We start from the raw sequence: 24,527 nt of genomic DNA, 5'->3' as shown, positions 1-24,527 counted from the left end.
CCTAAGCGAAGAAATTCCGTACGTGCTCCAGCCCGTCCGCCAAGGCGTCCACCTCGGCGGGAGTGGAGTACAGATAGAACGACGCTCGCGTGGTCGCGGGAATTCCGTACCGCAGGCAGACGGGCCGAGCGCAGTGGTGTCCGACACGGACCGCGATGCCCTGCTCGTCCAGGACCTGACCGACGTCGTGCGGGTGGATGTCACCGAGCGTGAAGGAGATCGTCGCACCCCGGTCCTCGGCCGTGGGGGGGCCGATGATCCGCAGGTCCGGGATCTCCTGGAGCTTGCGCACCGCGTACTCGGTCAGCGCCTGCTCGTGTGTGTGGATCCGCTCCATGCCGATCGCCGTGAGGTAATCCACAGCGGCGCCCAGACCGACCGCCTGGGCGATCGGCGGCGTGCCGGCCTCGAACTTGTGCGGCGCGGGCGCGTACGTCGACGAGTGCATCGAAACGGTCTCGATCATCTCGCCGCCGCCGAGGAACGGCGGAAGGTCGTTGAGCAGCTCCTGCCGCCCCCACAGCACGCCGATGCCTGTGGGCCCGCACATCTTGTGCCCGGTGAAGGCCACGAAGTCGGCCTGGAGCGCCTGGACGTCCAGCACCATGTGCGGCGCGGCCTGCGAGGCGTCCACCACGACCAGCGCGCCCACCTCCTGGGCCCGGCGCACGATGGCCTCGATGGGGTTGAAGGTGCCCATGATGTTGGAGACCAGCGTGAGCGAGACGACCTTGGTGCGCTCGGTGATCAGCTGATCGATCCCGTTCAGGTCGAGCCGGCCCTCGTCGGTCAGCCCGAACCACTTCAGCTTCGCGCCCGTGCGCTGCGACAGCAGCTGCCACGGCACGATGTTGGAGTGGTGCTCCATCTCCGTGATGACGATCTCGGTGTCGCGCTCGACGCGGTAGGGCTCATCGGCCCAGCCGAGCATGTTCGCCACGAGGTTCAGCGACTCCGAGGCGTTCTTGGTGAAGATCACCTCGTCGCGGCTGGGCGCGTTGATGAACGCGGCGACCTTGTCGCGCGCGCCCTCGTACAGCGCCGTGGCCTCCTCGGCGAGCACATGCACCCCGCGGTGCACGTTCGCGTTGTGCCGCTCGTAGTAGTCGGCCAGCGCGTCCAGCACCTGGGTCGGCTTCTGCGAGGTCGCGGCGTTGTCCAGGTAGATCAGCTTCTGGCCGTCGTGCACCTGGCGATCCAGGATCGGGAAATCCTTACGGATCGCCTCGGTGTCGAGCAGCCCCGGAAGCGACTGGGAGGAAGCTGTCACGCAGTGGCACCACCCTTCACGTACTCCTCGTAGCCCTCTTCCTCCAGCTTGTCCGCCAGCTCGGCGCCGCCGGACTCGGCGATGCGGCCCTTGGCGAAGACGTGCACGAAGTCGGGCTTGATGTAGCGCAGGATGCGCGTGTAGTGGGTGATCAGCAGGGTGCCGACCTCACCGGTCTCGTGGACGCGGTTGACGCCCTCGGAGACCACGCGCAGGGCGTCGACGTCGAGGCCGGAGTCGGTCTCGTCGAGGATCGCGATCTTCGGCCGGAGCAGCTCCAGCTGGAGGATCTCGTGGCGCTTCTTCTCACCGCCGGAGAAGCCCTCGTTGACGTTGCGCTCGGCGAACTTCGGGTCGATGGAGAGCCGCTCCATGGCCTCCTTGACCTCCTTGACCCAGGTACGCAGCTTGGGTGCCTCGCCGCGCACGGCGGTGGCGGAGGTACGCAGGAAGTTGGAGACGGAGACTCCGGGAACCTCGACCGGGTACTGCATGGCGAGGAAGACACCGGCGCGGGCGCGCTCGTCGACGGACATCTCCAGGACGTCCTCGCCGTCGAGCTTCACGGAGCCGCTGGTGACGGTGTACTTCGGGTGACCGGCCAGGGAGTACGCGAGCGTGGACTTGCCGGAGCCGTTCGGGCCCATGATCGCGTGCGTCTCGCCCTGCTTCATGCTCAGGTCGACGCCGCGCAGGATCTCGGTGGGGCCGCCTTCGGTTTCGACGGAGACGTGCAGGTCGTTGATCTCAAGCGTTGCCATGGGGACTTCAGGACTCCTGTGTGACGGAGACGAGAACATCGTCCCCTTCGATCTTTACGGGGTATACGGGGACCGGCCGGGTGGCGGGCAGCCCGGAGGGCTTGCCGGTCCGCAGGTCGAAGCGCGAGCCGTGCAGCCAGCACTCGATGGTGCAATCCTCCACCTCGCCCTCGGAGAGCGAGACGTTGGCGTGCGAGCAGATGTCGTTGATCGCGAACACCCCCTCCTCCGTGCGGACGACGGAGACCGGGACGCCGCCCAGCTCCACCCGCACCGGGGTGTCCTCCTCAAGGTCGCTCAGCGCCGTGGCGCGCACGAAGCTCTCCTCGCTCATGAGACCGACGCCTCCAGCTCGGTCTCGATCCGCGTGATGAGCCGCTCCTCCAGGTCGGGCAGCCCGATCTGCTGAACGAGCTCGGCGAAGAAGCCGCGTACGACCAGCCGGCGCGCCTCGCGCTCGGAGATGCCGCGCGCCATCAGGTAGAACAGCTGCTCGTCGTCGAACCGGCCGGTCGCCGAGGCGTGGCCGGCGCCGACGATCTCGCCGGTCTCGATCTCCAGGTTGGGCACCGAGTCGACGCGGGCGCCGTCGGTGAGCACCAGGTTGCGGTTCAGCTCGTAGGTGTCGGTGCCGGTGGCACCCGCCTGGATGAGCACGTCACCGATCCACACCGCGTGCGCGTCCTCGCCCTGGAGCGCGCCCTTGTACGCCACGTTGCTGCGGCAGTTGGGCGTGTCGTGGTCGACGAGGAGACGGTGCTCCTGGTGCTGGCCGCTGTCGGTGAAGTACAGGCCGTACAGCTCGGCCTCGCCGCCGGGGCCGCCGTAGCTGACGCGCGGGCTGAGCCGGACGACGTCGCCGCCGAAGGTGACCACGACCGACTTGAACGTCGCGTCGCGGCCCACCAGCGCGTTGTGCTGCGAGCAGTGCACCGCGCTGTCGTCCCAGTCCTGCACGGAGACGACGGTGAGCTTGGCGCCGTCACCGAGGACGAACTCGACGTTGGCCGAGCGCACGGTGTCACCGGTGTGGTCGATGACGATGACGGCCTCGGCGAAGGCGCCGATGTCGAAGACGGTGTGCCCGTAGGTGACCCCGCCCTCGCCGTGCAGGCTGACCCGCACCGGCTCGGCCAGGACCGCGTCCTTGGGCACGGTGATGACCGACGCCTTCTCGAAGGCGGAGAACGCCTGGGCCGCGACCCGGTCGACCGGCTTGCCGGCCCGGCCGACGCGCGCGTCGTCCCGGGAGACCGTCTCGACGGTGACGCCGTCGGGCGCCGACACCTCGGTCTTGACCGAGCCGGACGCCTGCGCCGTACCGTCGTGCAGGCCCTTCAGCCGCTCCAGAGGAGTGAACCGCCACTCCTCCTCGCGGCCGTGCGGCACCGGGAAGTCCGCCACGTCGAAGGACGGCGGCGCGCTCATCCTCGTGGCGGTGGTGGACTCCGCGGCCACCGCGATCGCTCCGGTGGTGTTCGAACCGACCGATAGGGGTCCCCCCTGGACCGGAGCTTGTCGGAGGTCCTCGGAGGAGTTCTGGGCCTCAGCCATGGCTGTCGTGTTGCTCGCTTTCTTCGCTCAAAAGGGGTTGGGGTGCGTGGTGCGGCCGGGGGTCAGCCCACCGCCCCTTCCATCTGGAGCTCGATCAACCGGTTCAGCTCCAGCGCGTACTCCATGGGCAGCTCCTTGGCGATCGGCTCGACGAAGCCGCGCACGATCATCGCCATCGCCTCGTCCTCGGACAGACCGCGGCTCATCAGGTAGAAGAGCTGGTCGTCGCTCACCTTGGAGACCGTGGCCTCGTGGCCCATCGTCACGTCGTCCTCGCGGACGTCGACGTAGGGGTAGGTGTCGGAGCGCGAGATGGTGTCCACCAGCAGCGCGTCGCACAGCACGTTGGACTTCGAGCCCTCCGCGCCCTCGCCGATCTCGATCAGACCGCGGTAGGAGGTACGGCCACCGCCGCGGGCCACCGACTTGGAGACGATGTTGGAGGAGGTGCGGGGCGCCATGTGCACCATCTTGGCGCCGGCGTCCTGGTGCTGGCCCTCGCCGGCGAAGGCGACGGACAGCGTCTCGCCCTTGGCGTGCTCACCCATGAGGTAGACCGCCGGGTACTTCATCGTCACCTTGGAGCCGAGGTTGCCGTCGACCCACTCCATCGTGGCGCCCTCGTAGGCGACGGCACGCTTGGTGACCAGGTTGTAGACGTTGTTCGACCAGTTCTGGATCGTCGTGTAGCGGCAACGGCCGCCCTTCTTGACGATGATCTCGACGACGGCCGAGTGCAGCGAGTCCGAGTCGTAGATCGGCGCGGTGCAGCCCTCGACGTAGTGCACGTACGCGTCCTCGTCGACGATGATCAGCGTCCGCTCGAACTGGCCCATGTTCTCGGTGTTGATCCGGAAGTAGGCCTGGAGCGGGATGTCGACGTGCACGCCCGGCGGGACGTAGATGAAGGAGCCGCCGGACCACACCGCGGTGTTCAGCGCGGCGAACTTGTTGTCACCGGCCGGGATGACGGTGCCGAAGTGCTCCTGGAACAGCTCCGGGTGCTCACGCAGGGCCGTGTCGGTGTCCAGGAAGAGGACACCCTTCTCCTCCAGGTCCTCGCGGATCTGGTGGTAGACGACCTCGGACTCGTACTGCGCGGCGACACCGGCGACCAGGCGCTGCTTCTCCGCCTCGGGGATGCCGAGCTTGTCGTAGGTGTTCTTGATGTCCTCGGGGAGGTCCTCCCAGGACTGGGCCTGCTTCTCCGTGGACCGTACGAAGTACTTGATGTTGTCGAAGTCGATGCCCGACAGGTCCGAGCCCCAGTTCGGCATGGGCTTCTTCTGGAAGAGCTTGTGGCCCTTGAGCCGCAGCTTCAGCATCCAGTCGGGCTCGTTCTTCTTGCCGGAGATGTCGCGGACGACGTCCTCGGACAGGCCCCGCTTGGCTGCGGCGCCCGCGGCGTCGGAGTCGGCCCAGCCGTACTCGTACTTGCCCAGCCCGTCGAGCTCGGGGTGAGCAGTCTCTGTAGGAGCGGTCATGCGGGGTTCCTCCCGGCCTGGTTCGCTTTGGTGGCGTTGCTGGTGGTGCTGGCGTTGCTGGTCTTCGAGGGGCTTGCTGAGCTCGCCGAGGGCTTCGGCTGCGCTCCGGGAATGAAGGTGGTGCACACCCCGTCCCCGTGGGCGATGGTCGCCAGGCGCTGGACGTGGGTTCCGAGCAGACGGGAGAAGACCTCGGTCTCCGCCTCGCAGAGCTGCGGGAACTGCTCGGCGGTGTGCGCCACCGGGCAGTGGTGCTGGCACAGCTGCTCGCCCGCCTGGGCGGGCGCGGCGCGCGCCGTGGCAGCGTACCCGTCCTGCGTCAAGGCCTCGGCCAGCGCCCTGGTGCGGTCTTCGGGCGCGGCGCTCTCCAGCGCCGCGTGGTACTTCTCGGCCTGTGCCGCGATCCGGGCGCGGGCGAAGGCCGCCACTGCGGCCTCTCCGACCTCGCCTCCTCCGGCGGTCTGGGCGATCCACCGGAGGGCGTCGGCCGCGAGCTGGTCGTATGCCTGGTCGAAGGCGTCCCGGCCGCAGTCCGTCAGGGCGAAGACCTTGGCGGGGCGGCCCCTGCCCCGGGAGCCGTAGACCCGCTTCTCACGGGGCTCCACGACACCCTCGGCCGCGAGCGCGTCCAGATGCCTGCGGACGGCCGCCTGGGTCAGCTCCAGGCGCAGCGCCAGCTCGGCCGCTGTGGACGGGCCGTGGTCGAGAATGGAGCGGGCGACCCTGTCCCTCGTGCCGTTCTGTTCATCCTGGGGCGCGGGCACGGCTGAGCCGCCGGTGGCCTGTGCGGCCATCGTGCGGTCCTCCCGAGCCTCGTCCCTCTTTTTCACAACGCCATTGTTGCTTAATTCCGGCGGACCCGGCAAGCGGTGCCCATGACCAGCCGCAATGGGGTGTATCACGTAAGGCAGACCTAAGTAGCAGACCTGGCGGTCGGCCGCCCCGGCCCCGGCCCCGGGGAAGGAGCCGGCGTACGGCTCCTTAGACTGCCTGGCATGCGAAGTTCAGCGGCTGTGGAGGTCGCCGGGCTGGTGAAGAGGTACGGAAGCAAGACCGCCGTCGACGCACTCGACCTGACCGTCGCGCGCGGCACCGTCACCGCCTTCCTGGGCCCCAATGGAGCGGGTAAGACCACCACCATCGAGACCTGCGAGGGCTACCGGCGCCCGGATGCCGGGACCGTGCGGGTCCTCGGCCTCGACCCGGTCACTCAGGGCTCCGAGCTGCGCCCCCGTATCGGGGTGATGCTCCAAAGCGGCGGAATCTACCCCACGGCCCGTGCGGAGGAGACGCTCCGCCACATGGCGACCCTGCACGCGCACCCGCTGGAGGTGCCCGCGCTGATCGAACGGCTCGGGCTGGGCAGCTGCGGCCGTACGCCCTACCGCAGGCTCTCCGGCGGCCAGCAGCAGCGGCTCGCGCTCGCACTGGCCCTGGTCGGCCGCCCCGAGCTGGTCTTCCTGGACGAGCCGACGGCGGGTCTGGACCCCCAGGCCCGGCACGCCACCTGGGACCTGGTGCGCGACCTGCGCGCGGACGGCGTGACGGTGCTGCTGACCACGCACCACATGGAGGAGGCCGAGGAGCTGTCCGACGACGTGGCGATCGTCGACGGCGGCAAGGTCATCGCCCAGGGCTCGCCCGAGGAGCTGTGCAAGGGCGGCGCGGAGAACACCCTGCGCTTCGGAGGCCGGCCCGGCCTCGACCTCAACTCCCTGCTGAAGGCCCTCCCTTCCGGGACCGCGGCGATCGAGCTGAGCCCGGGAAGCTACCGCCTGACCGGCACGGTCGACCCCCAACTGCTCGCAACCGTCACCTCCTGGTGCGCGCAGAACGGCGTCCTGCCCGACCGCATCTCGGTGGAGCGCCGAACCCTTGAGGACGTCTTCCTGGAGCTGACGGGGAAGGAGCTGCGGTCATGAGGCGGTACGCCTGCCCCGGCCGGGGGTCCGGGGGTCGCCCCCCGGGGAAACGCAGCCTGGAGCTGACGGGGAAGGAGCTGCGGTCATGAGGCGGTACGCCTGCCCCGGCCGGGGGTCCGGGGGTCGCCCCCCGGGGAAACGCAGCCTGGAGCTGACGGGGAAGGAGCTGCGGTCATGAGCGCTCACGGGACGTACGCACCCGCGCCCGGCGCCGCGCCGCTGGGGCGAATGGTGCGGGCACAGGCGACGCTGGAGACGCGGACGCTGCTGCGCAACGGCGAGCAGCTGCTGCTGACCGTCATCATCCCGACGCTGCTGCTGGTGCTCTTCGGCGCCGTCGACATCGTCGACACCGGCAAGGGCTCACGGGTCGACTTCCTGGCGCCCGGCATCCTGGCGCTGGCCGTGCTGTCCACGGCCTTCACCGGACAGGCCATCTCCACCGGCTTCGAGCGCCGCTACGGCGTGCTGAAGCGGCTGGGCGCCTCCCCGCTGCCCCGCTGGGGCCTGATGACGGCGAAGACCTGCTCCGTCCTGGTCATCGAGGTGCTCCAGGTGGCGTTGCTGAGCGTCGTCGCCTTCGCGCTGGGCTGGTCGCCGCACGGGAATCCGGCCACGGTGGTGCTCCTGCTCCTGCTGGGCACGGCGACCTTCTCCGGGCTCGGCCTGCTCATGGCGGGGACGCTGAAGGCCGAGGCGACCCTCGCGGGCGCCAACCTCCTCTTCATCCTGCTGCTGGTCGGCGGCGGCGTCGTCGTCCCGCTGGACAAGTTCCCCGGCCCCGCACAGGACGTGCTGCACCTGCTGCCCATCTCCGCGCTCTCGGACGGGCTGCGCGACGTGCTCCAGCACGGCGCCGGCGTTCCGTGGGGCGACCTGGCGATCCTGGCGGTCTGGGCCGTGCTCGGCCTGGGCACCGCCGCGCGCTTCTTCAAGTGGGAGTAGCAGCTCAAGTGGGAGTAGCCCGGCTTCAAGTGACAGTAACCCGGGCTCACGTGGGAGCAAGTCCGGGCTCCGCAGGGGAAAGGCGTTCCGGCGGGCCCCTCGTGAAAGCGCGCACAAGCGGCGCCCTACGATGTCTCCGTGCCGAATCTGCTCGAAGTCGTACGTAACCCCATCGCGTACATCGCCGCGCGCTGGACGCCCACGCAGCGCACTCTCCAGCGCGCGGCCTCCTCCGCGCTCTTGATGAGTGTCTTCATCGTGCTGACGGGCGGGGCCGTGCGGCTCACCGGCTCGGGGCTGGGATGCGAGACGTGGCCCAAGTGCAGCAGCGAGAGCCTGACGGCCACCTCGGAGATGGGCATCCACGGCGCGATCGAATTCAGCAACCGGATGCTGACGTGGGTGCTCTCGGCCGCCGTCGGCTGGACGATCATCGCGGTGCGCTCCGCCAAGCCGGCGCGCCGGGGCCTCAGCAAGCTCGCCTGGTCGCAGTTCTGGCTGGTGATGAGCAACGGCGTGGTCGGCGGGATCACCGTGCTCACCGAGCTGAACCCCTACACCGTCGCCGGGCACTTCCTGGCGGCCATGGCGTTGCTGACCGTCACCGCCTTGACCTGGATGCGCGTCCGCGAGGGCGACACCCCGCCCAGGCCGCTGGTCGGCAAGCCGGTCAAGAAGCTGGCGGCCGTGCTGGTCGTCTTCTCGGGCCTCCTCGTCGCCGCGGGCACCGTCGTCACCGGCGCGGGGCCGCACGCGGGCGACAGCAGCGAGGTCCCGCGCATGCCCATCGAGGTGAAGCTGGCCGCGCAGACGCACGGCGCCTTCGCCTGGATCGTGATCGTGCTGACGCTGGCGCTGTGGTTCGTCCTGCGCGCCGTCGACGCGCCCGCCGGGCCCCGGCGGGCCACCCGCACCTTCCTGCTCGTCCTGCTCGCGCAGGGCGTCATCGGCTACGTCCAGTACTTCACTGACATGCCGGAGGTCCTCGTCGCGCTGCACCTGCTGGGCTCGACGGTGGTGTGGGTCGGCGCACTGCGCGTGCTGATGTCGATGCGGGAGCGCGGGCTGCCACAGACCGCGAAGGCGACCGTACCGGCGCCCGCCGTCGGCCAGGAGCGATCCGATGTACCGGATGCCGCGGAAAAGCCCGTCGAACCGGATGCAGCGGAAGTTCCCGAAGCACCGGATGCCTCACCCGCTCACAGCCGGTAGAGCCGGCGTGCGTTCCCGTGAGCGATCCGTCCGGCGATTCGGACGGCGTCCACGCGGGAGCACACCCCCTCGCGCGTCCACCCTGACAGCAGCCGCTCCATCTCCGCGGTGAAGGCACGCGCCCGCACGACGTACAGCTCGGGAAGCGTGCGGGCGCCGGAGGAGAAGAGCAGCTTGCCGAAGGGGGCCTCGGCCAGCGTCCCGGCCGGGCAGGGCCCCACATCCGCGTACACGTGCGGGAAGACAGCGGCCAGCCGCGCGGCGGCCCTGTGGTGCGGGGCCCGGGGCAGCAGGACCACCTCCGGTCCGCGTCCCGCCGTCGCCCGCAGAAAGCGGGCCAGCGGCCCTGGATCGTCGCAGCGCAGCTGCACGGCCCGCCCCGTGACGAGCGCGCTCCACACCAGATGGCGCAGCAGCGCGGGCTCCCCGCTCGGCGCTCCCCCGGCGGGTCTCGTCCGCAGCCATCTGCCCGCCGCCCGGTGCACCTCCTGCGGGCCGGGCGGCTCGCCCTCCAGGAAGGCCGCCTCACAGAGAAAGGCCACGGCCCGCTCCGCCGCCCCGTACAGGGCCTCGGCGGCGTTGGCGACGAAGCCGCGCACGGTCCCCGACGTATCGGCGACCTGCGCGGCCAGCGCCTCCAGCCGGACGCTTTCGCCCACCCGCGTGCCGGAGGCGGCGGCCAGTTCCCCCGGCGAGCACAGCCCCCCGTCCGCGTCCTCATCCGGTGCGGCGCGTTCTCCCGTCGCCCAGCCTTCACCCGGTGCGCGGCCCTCATCCGGTGCGCGGCCCTCATCCGGTGCGCCACCGGAATCCGCCATCAGGAAGCAGCCGATTCCGCTACCCCGCAGCAGTGCCCGGGAGGCGGCGTAGGCCCCCAGCTCGCGGCGCCGTGCCAGATACCGGACCGGCGAGCAGTGCGGCTCCAGGCCGAGCAGCGGCGGGCACCAGCGGCGCAGCGCGAGCCCGTGCGGGCTGTCGTAGAAGGTGCCGTGCACCGGTGTGCCGCAGCGGGTGGCCGCCGCCAGCCGGGTCTCGAAGGTCCGCAGCCCCAGCTCTGTGTGCACTACACCGCGGGCGTACTGGTCGATGATCGGTCCGCGGAGGAACGGTGCCCGAGAGAGCGCTTCCCGTGAGACAGCAGCCATCCGCCCTCCTCTCCCCCGCTGGTTAACGTCCGAAGGTCGCTCAGGTCGCGGTCGCGGGCCGGAGCCGGGCCGCAGCCGTACGGGGAGCTCGGGCCCCTCGCCTGTTCGCTTACCCGCCGGTAGCATCAGCGTCATGGCAGCAGACAACAGCAGGCGGGCGGCCCGGCTCGCCAAGCAGATCAGCGCCTTCGCCGGGCGGCACGGCGGCAGCGCCGAGGGACAGATCGCCTATGTGGGCGAGGCCGGTTTCCGTATCGTCCTGGTCGGTGCGGACGGCGGCTGGGGCGACCTGATGGCCCCGTCCCGCGATGTCGCCGAGGACGCCGCGGAGCGGGCCGGGATCGCGCTCAAGGAGAACTTCGACAGCGAGCTGGCCGAGCGGGTGCGCACCGGCCCCTACGAGTGGGAGCGGATGGCCGGCGTCCAGATCGGCGGCCCCGCGAACCCTGCGAATCCCACGAACCTCGCAAACCCGGCGAGCACATAGCACCCCGCAGGACGGCACCACGCACTCCGGCCCCTGCCCGCGCCGAGCGGGAGGGGCCGGAGTGCGTGTGTACGCGGGGTCGGGTTCGCGAGGCCGTGTACGCGAGGGCCGTTTACGTGAAGGTCGTGTGCGAGAAAGCGTGTACGCGAGGCCGTGCGTGCCGCGAAGCGCGGTGCGGGGCTCAGCGCAGGAAGGGGTCGACCGCCACGGCGATGAAGACCAGCGAGACGTAGGTGATCGACCAGTGGAAGAGCCGCATCTCCTTGAGCTTGGCCCCGGTCAGCCCCGCACGGGCGCGCGAGCGCAGCGCGTGCGCCTCCCAGAGCCACAGCCCGCCCGCCAGGACCGCGACCAGCGGGTAGAACCAGCCGACGTAGCCCAGCGGCCACAGCAGCAGGGAGACGAGCACCATCACCCAGCTGTAGACGACGATCTGGGTGGCGACGGTGACGTTGCTGGCGATGGCCGGCAGCATCGGCACTCCGGCCCGCTGGTAGTCCTCCTTGACCTTCATGGACAGCGGCCAGTAGTGCGGCGGCGTCCAGAAGAAGATCACCAGGAAGAGGATGACGGCCGCCCAGCTGACGTCGTTCGTGACCGAGGACCAGCCGATGAGGACGGGCATGCAGCCCGCGATGCCGCCCCAGACGATGTTCTGGGAGGTGCGCCGCTTGAGGATCATCGTGTAGACGACGACGTAGAAGAGGAGCGCGCCCAACGCCAGTGCCGCGGACAGCCAGTTGACCAGCAGCCCGAACAGCAGGGTGGAGACGATGGCGAGGCTGATGCCGAAGACCAGGCACTCGCGCGGACTGACCATTCCGGTGACCAGGGGGCGCTGCTCGGTGCGGTGCATCAGCGCGTCGATGTCCCGGTCGATGTACATGTTCAGCGCGCTGGCGCCGCCCGCGGACAGATAACCGCCGAGGCAGGTGATCAGCACGAGCTTGAGGTCGGGGACACCTTGCGCCGCGAGGAACATGACCGGGATGGTGGTCATGAGGAGCAACTCGATGATCCGCGGCTTGGTCAGCTCGATGAACGCCTTCACGCGGGCCCCGAACGGCCGGTGGCCGCTGCTGTCCAGCGCCCCCGCTGGACGGGTTTCGACGGCCGTCACGGACACCTCTGATCGCCTCATAAGGAACCAGCGAGCTGTCGGGCCCGTGCCGCACGAAATGTGCAGGCCCGGCCAAGCTCGCGCGTACCAAGCCACTTTAGACGTTGGCGATACATCGCCTGTCATGGGGGGTCGCTCGTGTTGGCTTCCTTCGCCATCCGGCAGACGGTCCGTGTTCGGTGGACGGTCCGTGTTCGACAGGCGGAACGGGGGCACACGCGGCAGCCTGGAGAGGCGTGCCGTGCCCGGCACGGCCAACCGGTGGGAATAGCACATTTCCTTCCCTCGTTTTCCTGGATGGCGGCCCAGGCGCGGGAGGCGACCGGACAGTGAACACGCGAAAAGCCGCACGTCCCGGCAGAGGTACGCTCGACACCGCCCGGTGAGCGCACACACCGGCCATCGAACATGTGGAGAGGAGCCCTGACGCAGGGTGAGCACCAAGCCGACCACCACAGATCTTGAGTGGACCGATCTGGACCAGCAGGCCGTGGACACCGTGAGAGTCCTGGCCATGGATTCCGTGCAGAAGGTCGGCAACGGCCATCCCGGTACGGCCATGAGCCTGGCTCCCGTCGCGTACCTGCTCTACCAGAAGCTGATGCGCCACGATCCGACCGATCCGGAGTGGAAGGGGCGCGACCGCTTCGTCCTCTCCGCCGGGCACTCCAGCCTCACCCAGTACATCCAGCTCTTCCTCGCCGGCTACGGCCTGGAGCTGGATGACCTGAAGGCGTTCCGCACCTGGGGCAGCCGCACCCCCGGCCACCCCGAGTACGGCCACACCGTCGGCGTGGAGACGACGACGGGGCCGCTGGGCCAGGGCGTCGCAAACGCCGTGGGCATGGCGATGGCCGCCCGCTACGAGCGTGGGCTGTTCGACCCCGAGGCCCCGACCGGCGAGTCGCCGTTCGACCACACGGTCTGGGTCGTCGCCGGTGACGGCGACCTGGAGGAGGGCATCTCCTCCGAGGCGTCCTCGCTCGCGGGCCACCAGAAGCTCGGCAACCTCGTCGTGCTGTGGGACGACAACCACATCTCGATCGAGGGCGACACCGAGACCGCCATCTCCGAGGACACGCTTCTGCGCTACGAGGCGTACGGCTGGCACGTGCAGCGCGTCGAGCAGCTGGAGAACGGCGACCTGGACCCGAAGGCGCTCTACCAGGCGCTGAAGGCGGCGCGGGCCGAGACGGAGCGCCCCTCGTTCATCGCGGCGCGCTCCATCATCGCCTGGCCGGCCCCCCACGCCCAGAACACCGAGGCGGCACACGGCTCGGCGCTGGGCGAGGACGAGGTCGCGGCCACCAAGAAGGTGCTGGGCTTCGACCCGGAGAAGCACTTCTTCATCTCCGACGAGGTCATGGCCCACGTGCGCAAGGCCGGTGACCGGGGCCGCGAGGCGCACGCCGCGTGGGACAAGCGGCTCGACGAGTGGCGCGCCGCCAACCCGCAGCGCGCCGTCGAGTTCGACCGGATCAGCGCCGGCCGCCTGCCCGACGGCTGGGAAGAGGCACTGCCTTCCTTCCCCGCCGGCGAGTCGGTCGCCACCCGCAAGGCATCCGGCAGCGTCCTCAAGGCGCTCGGCCCGGTCGTCCCCGAACTGTGGGGCGGCTCCGCCGACCTCGCGGGCTCGAACAACACCACGTTCGCCGACACCTCCTTCCTCCCGGAGGGCAACCCGCTGCCCGGCGCCGACCGCTACGGCCGTACGGTCCACTGGGGCATCCGCGAGCACGCCATGGGCTCGACCATGAACGGCATCGCGCTGCACGGCAACACGCGTATCTACGGCGGCACCTTCCTGGTGTTCTCCGACTACATGCGCCCGGCCGTGCGCCTGGCCGCGCTGATGAAGGCGCCCGTCACCTACGTGTGGACGCACGACTCCATCGGCCTGGGCGAGGACGGCCCCACGCACCAGCCGGTCGAGCACCTCTCGGCCCTGCGCGCCATCCCCGGCCTGAACATCGTGCGCCCCGCCGACGCCAATGAGACGGCGACGGTCTGGGCGGAGATCCTGCGCCGCCACGACAAGAAGCCGGCCCCGCACGGCATCGCGCTCACCCGTCAGGGAGTGCCGACGTACGAGTCCAACCCGGCGGCGTCCAGGGGCGGTTACGTCCTGTTCGACGCCGAGGGCGGCAACGCGCAGGTCGTCCTCATCGGTACCGGTTCCGAGGTGCAGCTCGCCGTCGAGGCGCGCGAGCGGCTCCAGGCGCAGGGTGTGCCCACCCGCGTGGTGTCCATGCCGTGTGTCGAGTGGTTCGAGGAGCAGGAGCAGTCCTACCGCGACAGCGTGATCCCGCCCGCCGTCAAGGCGCGGGTCGCCGTCGAGGCGGGCGTGGGCCTGACCTGGCACCGCTACGTGGGCGAGGCCGGCCGGATCGTGTCGCTGGAGCACTTCGGCGCCTCGGCCGACGGCAAGGACCTCTTCCGCGAGTTCGGCCTCACCGTCGAGGCCGTACAGCTGGCGGCGAAGGAGTCGCTGGCAGACGCGGCACGGTGACCGCGCCGCGGGCGCCGGCTCCGTCGTCGACGGGCCGGTGCCGGCGGCACAACAGAAAGCTTCAACGAGCACAGGAGATGCAAACCCCATGACAGACGCACTCAAGCGCCTCTCCGACGAAGGCGTCGCGATCTGGCTGGACGACCTGTCGCGCAAGCGCATCACGTCGGGCGGCCTCGGCGAGCTGATCGACGAGCAGCACGTGGTGGGTGTCACCACCAACCCGTCGATCTTCCAGAAGGCCATCTCGGCCGGTGACGGCTACGAGCAGCAGGTGGCCGATCTGGCGGCGCGCCGGGTCTCCGTCGAAGAGGCCCTCCGCATGATCACCACGGCGGACGTCCGGGACGCGGCCGACGTGCTGCGCCCGGTCTTCGACGCCACCGACGGCAAGGACGGACGGGTCTCCATCGAGGTCGACCCGCGCCTGGCGCACAACACCCGCGCCACGGTGGCCGAGGCCCGGCAGCTGGCGTGGCTGGTGGACCGTCCGAACACCTTCATCAAGATCCCGGCGACCGAGGCGGGCCTGCCGGCGATCACCGAGACCATCGGCAAGGGCATCAGCGTCAACGTCACGCTGATCTTCTCCCTGGAGCGCTACCGCGCCGTGATGGACGCCTACCTGGCGGGCCTGGAGAAGGCCAAGGCCCTGGGCCTGGATCTCTCGCAGATCCACTCGGTGGCCTCGTTCTTCGTCTCCCGCGTGGACTCCGAGATCGACAAGCGGCTCGCCGCCGTCGGCACGGACCAGGCCAAGCAGCTGAAGAGCAAGTCGGCCATCGCCAACGCCCGGCTCGCCTACCAGGCGTACGAGCAGGTCATCGCCTCCGACCGCTGGCAGGAGCTGGAGCGCTCCGGCGCCAACCAGCAGCGCCCCCTGTGGGCCTCCACCGGCGTGAAGGACCCGGAGCTGCCGGACACGCTCTACGTCACGGAGCTGGTGGCGCCGAACACGGTCAACACCATGCCGGAGGCCACGCTGGAGGCCACCGCCGACCACGGCGAGATCGCCGGTGACGCGGTCCGCGGCACCTACGAGGAGGCGCAGGCCGTTCTGGACGGCATCGCCAAGCTCGGCATCTCCTACGACGACGTCGTGAAGGTGCTGGAGGACGAGGGCGTGCAGAAGTTCGAGGACGCCTGGAACGACCTGCTGAAGTCCACCGAGGCCGAGCTTCAGCGCCTCGCCCCGAAGGAGGCGTAAGCGAATTGAGCAGCGCAGCCAACCCGCTGCGTGACGCCCAGGACCGTCGGCTCCCGCGTATCGCGGGGCCGTCGGGTCTGGTCATCTTTGGCGTCACGGGTGATTTGTCACGTAAAAAGCTGATGCCTGCCGTCTACGATCTCGCCAACCGCGGCCTTCTCCCCCCGGGGTTCTCCCTCGTGGGCTTCGCCCGGCGCGACTGGGAGGACGAGGACTTCGCACAGGTCGTGCACGACGCCGTCAAGGAGCACGCGCGCACCACCTTCCGCGAGGAGGTCTGGCAGCAGCTCGCCGAGGGCATGCGCTTCGTGTCGGGCGAGTTCCACGACGACCACGCCTTCGAGACGCTCAAGGCCACCATCGACGAGCTGGACAAGTCGCGCGGCACCGGCGGCAACTTCGCCTTCTACCTCTCTGTGCCGCCCAAGTTCTTCCCCACCGTCGTCTCCCAGCTCAAGAAGCACGGGCTGTCCGACTCCGGCCCCGACTCCTGGCGCCGCGCCGTCATCGAGAAGCCGTTCGGGCACGACCTGAAGTCCGCGCAGGACCTGAACTCCGTCGTCCACGAGGTGTTCAAGCCTGCCGAGGTCTTCCGCATCGACCACTACCTCGGCAAGGAGACGGTCCAGAACATCCTGGCCGTCCGCTTCGCCAACACGATGTTCGAGCCGCTGTGGAACCGCGGCTACGTCGACCACGTACAGATCACCATGGCCGAGGACATCGGCATCGGCGGTCGCGCCGGATACTACGACGGCATCGGCTCGGCCCGTGACGTCATCCAGAACCACCTCCTCCAGCTCCTCGCCCTGACCGCCATGGAGGAGCCCACCTCCTTCGACGCCAAGGCGCTGCTGACCGAGAAGCTGAAGGTCCTCAACTCCGTGCGGCTGCCCAAGGATCTGGGCAAGCACACGGTGCGCGGCCAGTACGCCGCGGGCTGGCAGGGCGGCGAGAAGGTGCCCGGCTACCTCGACGAGGACGGCATCGACCCCAAGTCGAAGACCGACACCTACGCGGCGGTCAAGCTGGAGATCGACAATCGCCGCTGGGCAGGCGTCCCCTTCTATCTGCGCACGGGCAAGCGTCTGGGCCGCCGCGTCACCGAGATCGCCGTCATGTTCCAGCGGGCGCCGCACTCCCCCTTCGACGCCACCGAAACCCAGGAGCTGGGTCAGAACGCGCTGGTCATCCGCGTCCAGCCGGACGAGGGCGTCACGATCCGCTTCGGCTCCAAGGTGCCCGGCACCCAGATGGAGATCCGCGACGTGACCATGGACTTCGCCTACGGCGAGTCCTTCACCGAGTCCAGCCCCGAGGCGTACGAACGCCTCCTCCTCGACGTCCTGCTGGGCGACGCGAACCTCTTCCCGCGGCACCAGGAGGTCGAGCGTTCCTGGGAGATCCTCGACCCCGTCGAGGAGTACTGGGACAAGCACGGCAAGCCCGAGCAGTACCCCGCCGGGACCTGGGGGCCCCAGGCAGCCGACGAGATGCTCGCACGCGACGGACGGAGCTGGCGCCGGCCATGAACATCGACCTCACGGACACCACGTCCAGCCGCATCAACGCCGAACTGGTCAAGGCGCGCCGATCCCTCGGCTCACCGGCCACCGGCATGGTGCTCACCCTTGTCATCGTCACCGACGAAGGCAACCACTACGACGCGCTCAAGGCCGCCAGCGGCGCCTCCAGGGAGCACCCCTCGCGCATCCTCGTCGTGGTGCGCCGCCCCGGGCGCTCACCCCGCGACCGGGCACAGCACCGCCTCGACGCCGAGGTCCGCGTCGGCACCGACGCCCGCGAGGCGGGCTCCGGCGAGACGGTCATCCTTCGCCTGCACGGCGAACTCGCCTCGCACTCCCACAGCGTCGTCCTGCCGCTGCTGCTGCCGGACGCGCCGGTGGTCGTGTGGTGGCCGGAGAACGCCCCCGAGAACCCGGCCGAGGACGCCCTGGGCAAGCTCGCCCAGCGCCGCATCACCGACGCGGCGGCCACCGAGGACCCGGTCGGCGCGCTCAGTCTGCGCGCCTCCACCTACGCGCCCGGTGACACGGACCTGTCCTGGACCCGCATCACTCCCTGGCGCAGCATGCTGGCCGCCTCGCTGGACCAGAAGCACTCCACGCTGCACTCGGCGGTGATCGAGGGCGAGGAGTACAACCCCTCCAGCGAACTGCTCGCGCTGTGGCTGGCCGAGCGGCTGCGGATCCCCGTCGAGCGGCGCATCTCCGAGGGCCCCGGCATCACCGCCGTCCGCCTGGAGACCGCCGACGGCCAGATCTGTCTGGACCGCGCCAACGGCGCCCTCGCGGAACTGGCCGTCCCCGGCCAGCCCGACCGGCACGTCGCCCTCCAGCGGCGCACCACGGCCGAGCTGATCGCCGAAGAGCTGCGGCGGCTCGACCCGGACGAGGCGTACGCGGAAGCTGTGAGCTTCGGCGTCAACAAGCTCGCGGCGCCCGACCCGGCGCACCCGACCCCGACCGCACCCGCGCCGGCACCGGCTGCGACTGCGACTGCGACTGCGACTGCGACTGCCCAGGGCGGCGGGGACGGGGACGGGGACGGGAAGACGGGGAAGAGCAAGCCCCCGGCGAAGAAGACCGCGTCGGCGTCGTCCGCCGGCCCCTCGAAGAAGGCGGCACCGTCCGCAAGCTCCTCGAAGAAGGCGGCACCGTCCGCGAGCTCCTCGAAGAAGGCGGCACCGTCCGCGAGCTCCTCGCAGAAGGCGGCGGACAAGTGACCGCAGCCCCCGAGGTCTTCGTACACCACGACAAGGAGGAGCTGGCCGAGGCCGCCGCCGCGCGCCTGATCACCCGCGTCGCCGACGCGCAGGCCGCACGGGGCGCGGCCTCCGTCGTCCTCACCGGAGGCCGCAACGGCAACGCGCTGCTGGCGGCCCTCGCCGCGTCAGGCGCCCGGGGCGCCATCGACTGGTCCCGCCTGGACCTGTGGTGGGGCGACGAGCGGTTCCTCCCCGAGGGGCACCCGGACCGCAACCACACCCAGGCCCGCGAGGCCCTGCTCGACGCCGTCCCGCTCGACCCCGCGCGGGTCCACGTCATGCCGCCCTCGGACGGCCCCTACAGCGGGGACGTGGAGGCGGCGGCCGAGGCGTACGCGGCCGAACTGGCCGCGGCGGCCCGACGGGGGGACCAGGCGAGGGCTCCCATGGTCCCCGCCTTCGACGTCCTCCTGCTGGGCGTGGGGCCCGACACCCACGTCGCCTCGCTCTTCCCCGAACACCCGGCGCTGCGCGAGACGGAGCGGACGGCGGTCGGCGTCCACGGCGCGCCCAAGCCGCCGCCCACCCGGATCTCCCTCACGCTCCCCGCGATCCGGGCCGCCTCCGAGGTGTGGCTGCTCGCGGCGGGCGAGGACAAGGCCGACGCGGTCGCCCTCGCCCTCTCGGGCCCGGGCGAACTCCAGGCCCCCGCGGCGGCGGCCCGAGGCCGCGACCGCACCCTCTGGCTCCTGGACGAGCCGGCCGCCGCCAAACACCACCCCTGACCCCGGCCCCCGGCTCACGCCGGGGGCTTCTTTCCTTTACACGGCAACCGCGCTTCGACCTTGGCCATGGCGGCTTGAACGAGCTTGCCGAGCGGCTCACGCGCCTCGTCCCAGTCCTGGGCGAACTTGTAGGCGTTCACGCTGATGTCGAGGTGGAACCGGTCTGGGCCACCACTTTTGGCAGGGGAGCACTTGAGCACCGCCGCAGCGCCACCGCGTCGTGTCGCCGCTCCGAATCTGCCCGGGTAAGGCCGCGGGTCGGCTCCGGAATAGCGTGCTAGAGCCGCCATGGGGTCAGCGGGTAGCGCCTTTTCATCGCTGCGCCGCCAGTCGCCACTGACATCCACAGCGATGTTTCCGTCCACGAAATAGCGACACCCCTGCGAGCTGCGCTCTTCGCGGTCCCCCCATCGTCTGTTGTACTCAGCCTCGATCCGCTCTCCGGGGGCAAAGACCGGCGCGTACTTCTTCACCGAGAGGTCGAGCCCACAGAAGCTCTCGGGCAACGCGTAGTTCCGCTGCTGCTCATCACCACAACCTGCCAAGGGGACGCAGAACACCGCAAGTGCGATGCCGACGCTAATCGATCGGTTCCGTCGAGCCATGCGCCCTCTCTGTCCCCGCCCCTTCGGCGAAGGAACTGCCCGCCTGTCCTGCGACAGCGCTACTGGCAGCTTTGAGAATGTTCGGCTCCATCCCCGCGTCGGCTCCTGCATGTTCTGCCATTTCCTTGGTGCTCTTGACCGTCTGGTCGCCTCCACTCACGAACCCGTGCTTGGCCTCTTCCTGTGAGTCTGCGAACTCGCTGGGGGCGTCCTTCTTGATGTGCTCCATCACCAACTCGTTCAGGTCCTCCTGGAGCCACCCCACAGGGGTGGCCGCCGCTGAGCCGCCTGCGGTGGGTTCCAAGGCCGTGCCGGTGCCGAGCCCCACGAGGCGGTTGACCCACTTGCTGCCCTCGTCGGCCCGCTCGTTGAACTCGCGGACCTCCACGACCTTGTCCTCGTACAGCGCGTCAGCCTTCGCCTCGCTGAGGATGCCGAGAACCTTCGCGCCGCTTCGAACGGCGTGCTGGCCCTCCAGCGCGGCATCGCTCTTGTCGGTGCCGGGCGGCAAGGCGCCCAGGGCGCTGTCCAGACGCCCGGCCGTGTACGCGTGCTGGGAGGCGGCAATGGCGCCGTACGCGTGGGGATCGCGCGCGACCGCGCCCAGGAAGCCGTGGAGTTCGCCCGCGCTGAAGCCGGCGCGCGCCCCGGCGACGGGAAAATCGTCGCGGTACATGGTCCGCTGCACGTCGGCGGGATAGTCGGCGGTCATCCGGCCGAGCGCGGGCCGGAGGTCCTGGAAGTCGCCGTCCTTCTGGAGGAGCGAGGGCTCGCTTCCGAAGAGACGTACGGCCTCCCGCATGACGCCGGCGTTCGACGCGGAGTGGTGGGCGGACGGCTCCGGCTCGGCGCCGGGCGCCCGACCGGTGGCTCCGGCCTCCAACGCCGCCTCGAACCCGGAGTGGGTGTCCGCGTCCGCCACGTCGTGGTCCCGCACCTCCGCCCCGTCCAGGAAGCGCGAGGTGTCGATGACGTGCCAGTCCCGGTCGTTGACCAGGTAGTCCAGCCGGTCGTTTCCCCCGCCGGAGCGGGGGTCGAGATACGCGGCGGCGGTGGGCGGGTCCTCGCTCATGAGGCCGAGGACTCCGTCCATGGGGTCGTTGGCGAACCAGCCGCCGTGCCGGCCGGCGTACCGGCGCTCCTGGTCCCAGAGGTCCGGCTCCTTCTCCTCGGCGGCGCGGATGCCGTCGCCGAGGTCGAACAGCAGCTGTGGCGCGTAGTCGTCACCGCGCCGCATCAGTGTCACCAGGCTCTGGTAGCCGCGCACTTCGCGCTGAGGGTCGGTCGTCTCGTTCGCGGCATCCGCGTCGAAGGCGCGTACGCCGACACGCCGCATGCCCTCGCGCCAGCTGCGGTAGAAGGCGCCGTCCCGCCCGTGCAGCCAGTCGCGGAACCGGTCCGCGTAGGGCTCCGAGCCGAGGGCGAGCTTCTTGCCGGCGGCGTCGCGGAAGACGGGCACTCTCGTGGCGGTGGCGAGCGAGGTCGCGAGGCCCCCTTCCAGGTCTCCGTACACGGCGCGCCGGGCCGCGTCGCCCTGGTGGGAGAGCAGGGCGAGGCGGTTGGCCGCCTCGATGGTCCCGGCCGGGCCGAGGGAGTTCAGCATCGTACGGGCGTACTCGCGATCCTCTCCGTTCTCGCGCGCGAGGAAGGCCAGCTCGCGCAGCTCCCCCGCGCTGAGGTTCTCTCCTCCGGCGAGCTTTCGGTAGAGCTCGGTCGCTCGGCCGGCGTTCACCGCCCCGGCGTCGCCCTTCAGCGCGCTGTTGAAGCCGTCGGGCAGACCGCGGTCGCCGTCCGAGGGGCTGGCTTTCAGCGCGAGTCTCAGGTTGTGGTCGGCGTCCTGGGTGTCTTTGACGGCTCGGGCGATCCGGCCGGTCCAGGCGCGTTCCGCCTCTTCACGGGCCAGGTGATCCCGGGCGTAGGCCTCGGCCTTGTCCTCATCCAGACTGGCGAGGTCCACCGTGCAGTGGCCGGTCGCGGAGACGGTCATGCCGACGCCTTCCGCCTGGTCACGCAGGCGCTCCACGTGCCGCTTGTGCTGGTGGAGGGTCCGGTACGCCTCGTCCAGCAGTTTGCCGACCGCCCGGGCCTCGTCGCGTGCCCCTGCGAACTCCTGGAGCGTGACCCGCGCCTGGGACCGATACGAGCCGGCGGCCAGCCCCTGCCAGCTGTCGCTGTCGACGGCGGCTTTGACGTGGTCGCGGTACTGGCCGTGGAGCGTCGCGTAGCGGTCGCCCATGTCCGTCCACGCCTGGGCGGCCGTCTTCAGCACGCCCAGGTCGGTGTTGACGATGGTTTCGTAGCCGACGCTCACTCGGCTGCCTCCCGGTCCCTCACAGGTCCTCCAGGCGGCTGCGTACCGAGGGCCGGGGGCTGCCCCACGCCTGGCCGGAGAGGGTGTGGGCGGTGAGTGTGTCCTGGCATCCGAACACGAAGCCCGCGTCGAGGAGTGCGGCCATCTCACCGCGCAGCCTGGCCTCCAACTGCTTCTGGTGGTGCTTCCACTCCCTCTCGCGGTGGGTGAGGCCCGCCTGGATCTCCCAGCCGCGCAGACCGGCCTGCGGGGAGAAGGTGGCCGGGCCGGAGCGGCCCGGGGCCCAGGGAATCGCGGCGGGTCCTGCCGCCGCCTGGGTCTCGGTTTCGGCCAGGGCGCCGGCCGCGCGTACGTCGGGGCCGAGGTGGTGTTCGATGTACCGGGCCGCGTGCCTCTTCGCCACTTCCGAGTGCTTGAGGACGTCGTTCAACGCCCCCGTCCCCGCCCCCGCCTGTCCCTCGTCCATCTCGCCCCCACCGCACCGGCACCACTCGTAGCCACCACCTGGGCACGGACGGTATCTCACGGGAAGCAGGCGTCCCCGGCTGCTCGAAGGGCCGGCCCCGGCAGGGCAGGGGACGCGCTACGGCCGCCCACCCGAAAGAGCGAACCGCGCACAAGAGAGGGGGCGAGGCCCTCGGCCTCGCCCCCTCTCGGGACCGCACAGGATTCAGCGTCCGCGCAGCGATCGATAGCGCTCGACCAGCGCCGAGGTCGACGCGTCCAGCCCCGCCACCTCCGCGCCCTCCGTCAGCGCCGGCTCCAGGCGCTTGGCGAGGACCTTGCCCAGCTCGACGCCCCACTGGTCGAAGGAGTCGATGTTCCAGATGGCGCCCTGGACGAAGACCTTGTGCTCGTAGAGGGCGATGAGCTGGCCCAGCACCGAGGGGGACAGCTCGTCGGCGAGGATCGTCGTGGTGGGGCGGTTGCCCGGGAAGGTGCGGTGCGGGACCTGGGCCTCGGAGACGCCCTCGGCCCGCACCTCTTCCTCGGACTTGCCGAAGGCGAGGGCCTGGCCCTGGGCGAAGAGGTTGGCCATCAGCAGGTCGTGCTGGTCGCGCAGCGCGCCCAGCTCGGCGATGGGTTCCGCGAAGCCGATCAGATCGGCGGGGATCATCTTGGTGCCCTGATGCAGCAACTGGTAGTACGCGTGCTGCCCGTTGGTGCCGGGTGTGCCCCAGACGACGGGGCCCGTCTCCCAGTTGACGGGCCGGCCCTCCCGGTCGGTCGACTTCCCGTTCGACTCCATGTCGAGCTGCTGGAGATAGGCGGTGAACCGGGAGAGATAGTGGCTGTAGGGCAGCACGGCGTGCGACTGCGCGTCGTGGAAGTTGCCGTACCAGACGCCCAGCAGCCCCAGCAGCAGCGGGGCGTTGGCCTCCGGCGGTGCTGTGCGGAAATGCTCGTCGACGAGGTGGAAGCCGGCGAGCATCCCCCCGAACTGGTCGTAGCCGATGGCCACCATGAGCGAGAGCCCGATGGCCGAGTCGTACGAGTAGCGCCCGCCGACCCAGTCCCAGAACTCGAACATGTTGTCCGTGTTGATGCCGAACTCGGCGACCTTCCCGGCGTTGGTGGAGACCGCGACGAAGTGCTTGGCCACCGCGTCCGTGTCGCCGCCGAGGCCGTCCAGCAGCCAGGCGCGCGCCGCCTTGGCGTTGGTGATGGTCTCGATCGTGGTGAAGGTCTTGGAGGCGACGATGAAAAGGGTCTCGGCGGGGTCGAGGTCGCGGACGGCCTCGTGCAGATCGGCGCCGTCGACGTTGGAGACGAAGCGGAAGTCCAGGTGCCGTGCGGTGTACGGCCGCAGGGCCTCGTACGCCATCGCGGGGCCGAGGTCGGAGCCGCCGATGCCGATATTGACGACGGTCTTGATGCGCTTGCCGGTGTGCCCGCGCCAGTGGCCCTCGCGGACCTTGCCGGCGAACGTCCCCATCTTGATGAGCACCTGGTGCACCTTGGGCATCACGTTCTCCCCGTCGACCCGCACGGTGGCGGACTCGGGGGTGCGCAGCGCGGTGTGCAGCACCGCGCGGTCCTCCGTGATGTTGATCTTCTCGCCGTCGAACATCGCGTCCCGCAGCCGGGACACCCCGGCGGACTCGGCCAACTGCTGGAGCAGGCGCAAGGTCTCGTCGGTGACCAGGTGCTTGGAATAGTCGAGGTACAGATCGCCGACCCGCACGGTGTAACGCTCGGCGCGGCCGGGATCGTCCGCGAACAGCCGTCGCAGATGCGTCTGGCCGAACTCCTCGCGGTGCTTGGACAGCGCGTGCCACTCGGGCATCTGGTCGAGCCGGGTGCGGCCTTCAGCGTTCATCAGCGAAATCAGCCCATTCCTCTCGTAACGATCCCCACCACCTCCAACCTAGACGATGGACGGCTCGGTCGCGCACCGCCCCTGCGGCGTGCGACCGAGCCGTCCATCGGTCGGTGCTGTATGCGTACTCGCTGCCTGTTCACCGCGTGGGGGACGAGGACG

21 protein-coding genes are annotated in these 24,527 nt (G+C 70.2%); 9 read left to right on the top strand and 12 right to left on the bottom strand.

Annotated elements, in window-relative coordinates:
- Position 1 precedes the first annotated feature (1 nt).
- From OHB04_RS32785 to OHB04_RS32760, 6 genes are all read right to left on the bottom strand, one after another.
- Complete coding sequence (locus tag OHB04_RS32785) at positions 2-1,270, bottom strand: cysteine desulfurase (RefSeq protein ID WP_326691262.1); 1,269 nt, start codon at positions 1,268-1,270, stop codon at positions 2-4.
- The gene (sufC, locus tag OHB04_RS32780; protein WP_326691261.1) at positions 1,267-2,031 is read right to left on the bottom strand and encodes a Fe-S cluster assembly ATPase SufC; all 765 of its coding nucleotides are present in this window, start codon (positions 2,029-2,031) and stop codon (positions 1,267-1,269) included. Before sufC ends, OHB04_RS32785 begins: the two co-directional genes overlap by 4 nt.
- Positions 2,032-2,038: 7 nt before the next feature.
- Positions 2,039-2,365 (bottom strand): non-heme iron oxygenase ferredoxin subunit, encoded by a 327-nt coding sequence (locus OHB04_RS32775; protein WP_326691260.1) that lies wholly within the window; start codon positions 2,363-2,365, stop codon positions 2,039-2,041.
- Positions 2,362-3,585, bottom strand: a complete 1,224-nt coding sequence (gene sufD, locus OHB04_RS32770) for a Fe-S cluster assembly protein SufD (protein ID WP_326691259.1) — start codon at positions 3,583-3,585, stop codon at positions 2,362-2,364. The genes OHB04_RS32775 and sufD overlap by 4 nt, the downstream gene beginning before the upstream one ends.
- A 62-nt stretch (positions 3,586-3,647) precedes the next feature.
- Positions 3,648-5,069 carry a Fe-S cluster assembly protein SufB gene (gene sufB / locus OHB04_RS32765; protein ID WP_326691258.1) on the bottom strand — a complete coding sequence of 474 codons (1,422 nt, stop codon included), beginning with the start codon at positions 5,067-5,069 and terminating at the stop codon, positions 3,648-3,650.
- Positions 5,066-5,863, bottom strand: a complete 798-nt coding sequence (locus tag OHB04_RS32760) for a helix-turn-helix transcriptional regulator (protein ID WP_326693027.1) — start codon at positions 5,861-5,863, stop codon at positions 5,066-5,068. The genes sufB and OHB04_RS32760 overlap by 4 nt, the downstream gene beginning before the upstream one ends.
- A gap of 201 nt (positions 5,864-6,064) precedes the next feature.
- Between OHB04_RS32760 and OHB04_RS32755 the strand changes: the two genes are divergently transcribed.
- The 3 genes from OHB04_RS32755 (at position 6,065) to OHB04_RS32745 (ending at position 9,148) form a co-directional block, all read left to right on the top strand.
- On the top strand, positions 6,065-6,991 hold the full coding sequence (locus OHB04_RS32755) for an ABC transporter ATP-binding protein (protein ID WP_326691257.1): 927 nt from the start codon (positions 6,065-6,067) through the stop codon (positions 6,989-6,991).
- 174 nt (positions 6,992-7,165) lie between these two features.
- Positions 7,166-7,936 (top strand): ABC transporter permease, encoded by a 771-nt coding sequence (locus OHB04_RS32750; protein WP_326691256.1) that lies wholly within the window; start codon positions 7,166-7,168, stop codon positions 7,934-7,936.
- 138 nt (positions 7,937-8,074) lie between these two features.
- On the top strand, positions 8,075-9,148 hold the full coding sequence (locus tag OHB04_RS32745; RefSeq protein ID WP_326691255.1) for a COX15/CtaA family protein: 1,074 nt from the start codon (positions 8,075-8,077) through the stop codon (positions 9,146-9,148).
- On the opposite strand, the gene OHB04_RS32740 is transcribed toward OHB04_RS32745, so the two are convergent.
- On the bottom strand, positions 9,136-10,293 hold the full coding sequence (locus OHB04_RS32740; RefSeq protein WP_326691254.1) for an amidohydrolase: 1,158 nt from the start codon (positions 10,291-10,293) through the stop codon (positions 9,136-9,138). The two genes, OHB04_RS32745 and OHB04_RS32740, sit on opposite strands and share 13 nt — an antisense overlap.
- A 133-nt stretch (positions 10,294-10,426) precedes the next feature.
- On the opposite strand from OHB04_RS32740, the gene OHB04_RS32735 reads away from it, so the two are divergent.
- Positions 10,427-10,780 (top strand): hypothetical protein, encoded by a 354-nt coding sequence (locus OHB04_RS32735; protein WP_326691253.1) that lies wholly within the window; start codon positions 10,427-10,429, stop codon positions 10,778-10,780.
- Positions 10,781-10,961: 181 nt separating this feature from the next.
- On the opposite strand, the gene OHB04_RS32730 is transcribed toward OHB04_RS32735, so the two are convergent.
- On the bottom strand, positions 10,962-11,921 hold the full coding sequence (locus tag OHB04_RS32730) for a heme o synthase (RefSeq protein WP_405803165.1): 960 nt from the start codon (positions 11,919-11,921) through the stop codon (positions 10,962-10,964).
- Between the two features lie 412 nt (positions 11,922-12,333).
- Here OHB04_RS32730 and tkt point away from each other — a divergent pair, with 412 nt between their 5' ends.
- The 5 genes from tkt to pgl all read left to right on the top strand — a co-directional run bounded on the left by tkt (position 12,334) and on the right by pgl (position 19,129).
- The gene (gene tkt / locus OHB04_RS32725; RefSeq protein ID WP_326691251.1) at positions 12,334-14,409 is read left to right on the top strand and encodes a transketolase; all 2,076 of its coding nucleotides are present in this window, start codon (positions 12,334-12,336) and stop codon (positions 14,407-14,409) included.
- Between the two features lie 88 nt (positions 14,410-14,497).
- Positions 14,498-15,616 carry a transaldolase gene (gene tal, locus OHB04_RS32720; protein WP_326691250.1) on the top strand — a complete coding sequence of 373 codons (1,119 nt, stop codon included), beginning with the start codon at positions 14,498-14,500 and terminating at the stop codon, positions 15,614-15,616.
- Between the two features lie 5 nt (positions 15,617-15,621).
- Entirely contained in the window at positions 15,622-17,148 is a 1,527-nt protein-coding gene (zwf, locus tag OHB04_RS32715) for a glucose-6-phosphate dehydrogenase (protein WP_326691249.1), read from the top strand.
- Positions 17,145-18,362 (top strand): glucose-6-phosphate dehydrogenase assembly protein OpcA, encoded by a 1,218-nt coding sequence (gene opcA, locus OHB04_RS32710; protein WP_326691248.1) that lies wholly within the window; start codon positions 17,145-17,147, stop codon positions 18,360-18,362. Before zwf ends, opcA begins: the two co-directional genes overlap by 4 nt.
- A complete protein-coding gene (pgl, locus tag OHB04_RS32705; protein ID WP_326691247.1) occupies positions 18,359-19,129 on the top strand; it encodes a 6-phosphogluconolactonase in 771 nt (256 codons plus the stop codon). The genes opcA and pgl overlap by 4 nt, the downstream gene beginning before the upstream one ends.
- Before the next feature lie 14 nt (positions 19,130-19,143).
- On the opposite strand, the gene OHB04_RS32700 is transcribed toward pgl, so the two are convergent.
- The 4 genes from OHB04_RS32700 to pgi form a co-directional block, all read right to left on the bottom strand.
- A complete protein-coding gene (locus OHB04_RS32700; RefSeq protein WP_326691246.1) occupies positions 19,144-19,734 on the bottom strand; it encodes a hypothetical protein in 591 nt (196 codons plus the stop codon).
- The gene (locus OHB04_RS32695; RefSeq protein WP_326691245.1) at positions 19,709-22,045 is read right to left on the bottom strand and encodes a DUF6571 family protein; all 2,337 of its coding nucleotides are present in this window, start codon (positions 22,043-22,045) and stop codon (positions 19,709-19,711) included. The genes OHB04_RS32700 and OHB04_RS32695 overlap by 26 nt, the downstream gene beginning before the upstream one ends.
- A 19-nt stretch (positions 22,046-22,064) precedes the next feature.
- Positions 22,065-22,511 carry a hypothetical protein gene (locus tag OHB04_RS32690; RefSeq protein ID WP_326808872.1) on the bottom strand — a complete coding sequence of 149 codons (447 nt, stop codon included), beginning with the start codon at positions 22,509-22,511 and terminating at the stop codon, positions 22,065-22,067.
- A gap of 204 nt (positions 22,512-22,715) precedes the next feature.
- Complete coding sequence (gene pgi / locus OHB04_RS32685) at positions 22,716-24,365, bottom strand: glucose-6-phosphate isomerase (RefSeq protein WP_326691243.1); 1,650 nt, start codon at positions 24,363-24,365, stop codon at positions 22,716-22,718.
- Positions 24,366-24,527 lie beyond the last annotated feature (162 nt).

The organism is Streptomyces sp. NBC_01775 (genome assembly GCF_035917675.1).
GTDB lineage: Bacteria > Actinomycetota > Actinomycetes > Streptomycetales > Streptomycetaceae > Streptomyces.
This window is presented reverse-complemented; position numbering and strand designations above follow the sequence as displayed.

What these genes read in the sequence shown, in the direction of transcription:
- sufC (WP_326691261.1), bottom strand. Translation starts at nt 2,031, where the DNA reads ATGGCAACGCTTGAGATCAACGACCTGCACGTCTCCGTCGAAACCGAA.
- OHB04_RS32775 (WP_326691260.1), bottom strand. Translation starts at nt 2,365, where the DNA reads ATGAGCGAGGAGAGCTTCGTGCGCGCCACGGCGCTGAGCGACCTTGAG.
- sufD (WP_326691259.1), bottom strand. Translation starts at nt 3,585, where the DNA reads ATGGCTGAGGCCCAGAACTCCTCCGAGGACCTCCGACAAGCTCCGGTC.
- sufB (WP_326691258.1), bottom strand. Translation starts at nt 5,069, where the DNA reads ATGACCGCTCCTACAGAGACTGCTCACCCCGAGCTCGACGGGCTGGGC.
- OHB04_RS32760 (WP_326693027.1), bottom strand. Translation starts at nt 5,863, where the DNA reads ATGGCCGCACAGGCCACCGGCGGCTCAGCCGTGCCCGCGCCCCAGGAT.
- OHB04_RS32755 (WP_326691257.1), top strand. Translation starts at nt 6,065, where the DNA reads ATGCGAAGTTCAGCGGCTGTGGAGGTCGCCGGGCTGGTGAAGAGGTAC.
- OHB04_RS32750 (WP_326691256.1), top strand. Translation starts at nt 7,166, where the DNA reads ATGAGCGCTCACGGGACGTACGCACCCGCGCCCGGCGCCGCGCCGCTG.
- OHB04_RS32740 (WP_326691254.1), bottom strand. Translation starts at nt 10,293, where the DNA reads ATGGCTGCTGTCTCACGGGAAGCGCTCTCTCGGGCACCGTTCCTCCGC.
- OHB04_RS32735 (WP_326691253.1), top strand. Translation starts at nt 10,427, where the DNA reads ATGGCAGCAGACAACAGCAGGCGGGCGGCCCGGCTCGCCAAGCAGATC.
- OHB04_RS32730 (WP_405803165.1), bottom strand. Translation starts at nt 11,921, where the DNA reads ATGAGGCGATCAGAGGTGTCCGTGACGGCCGTCGAAACCCGTCCAGCG.
- tal (WP_326691250.1), top strand. Translation starts at nt 14,498, where the DNA reads ATGACAGACGCACTCAAGCGCCTCTCCGACGAAGGCGTCGCGATCTGG.
- opcA (WP_326691248.1), top strand. Translation starts at nt 17,145, where the DNA reads ATGAACATCGACCTCACGGACACCACGTCCAGCCGCATCAACGCCGAA.
- OHB04_RS32700 (WP_326691246.1), bottom strand. Translation starts at nt 19,734, where the DNA reads ATGGCTCGACGGAACCGATCGATTAGCGTCGGCATCGCACTTGCGGTG.
- OHB04_RS32690 (WP_326808872.1), bottom strand. Translation starts at nt 22,511, where the DNA reads ATGGACGAGGGACAGGCGGGGGCGGGGACGGGGGCGTTGAACGACGTC.
- pgi (WP_326691243.1), bottom strand. Translation starts at nt 24,365, where the DNA reads ATGAACGCTGAAGGCCGCACCCGGCTCGACCAGATGCCCGAGTGGCAC.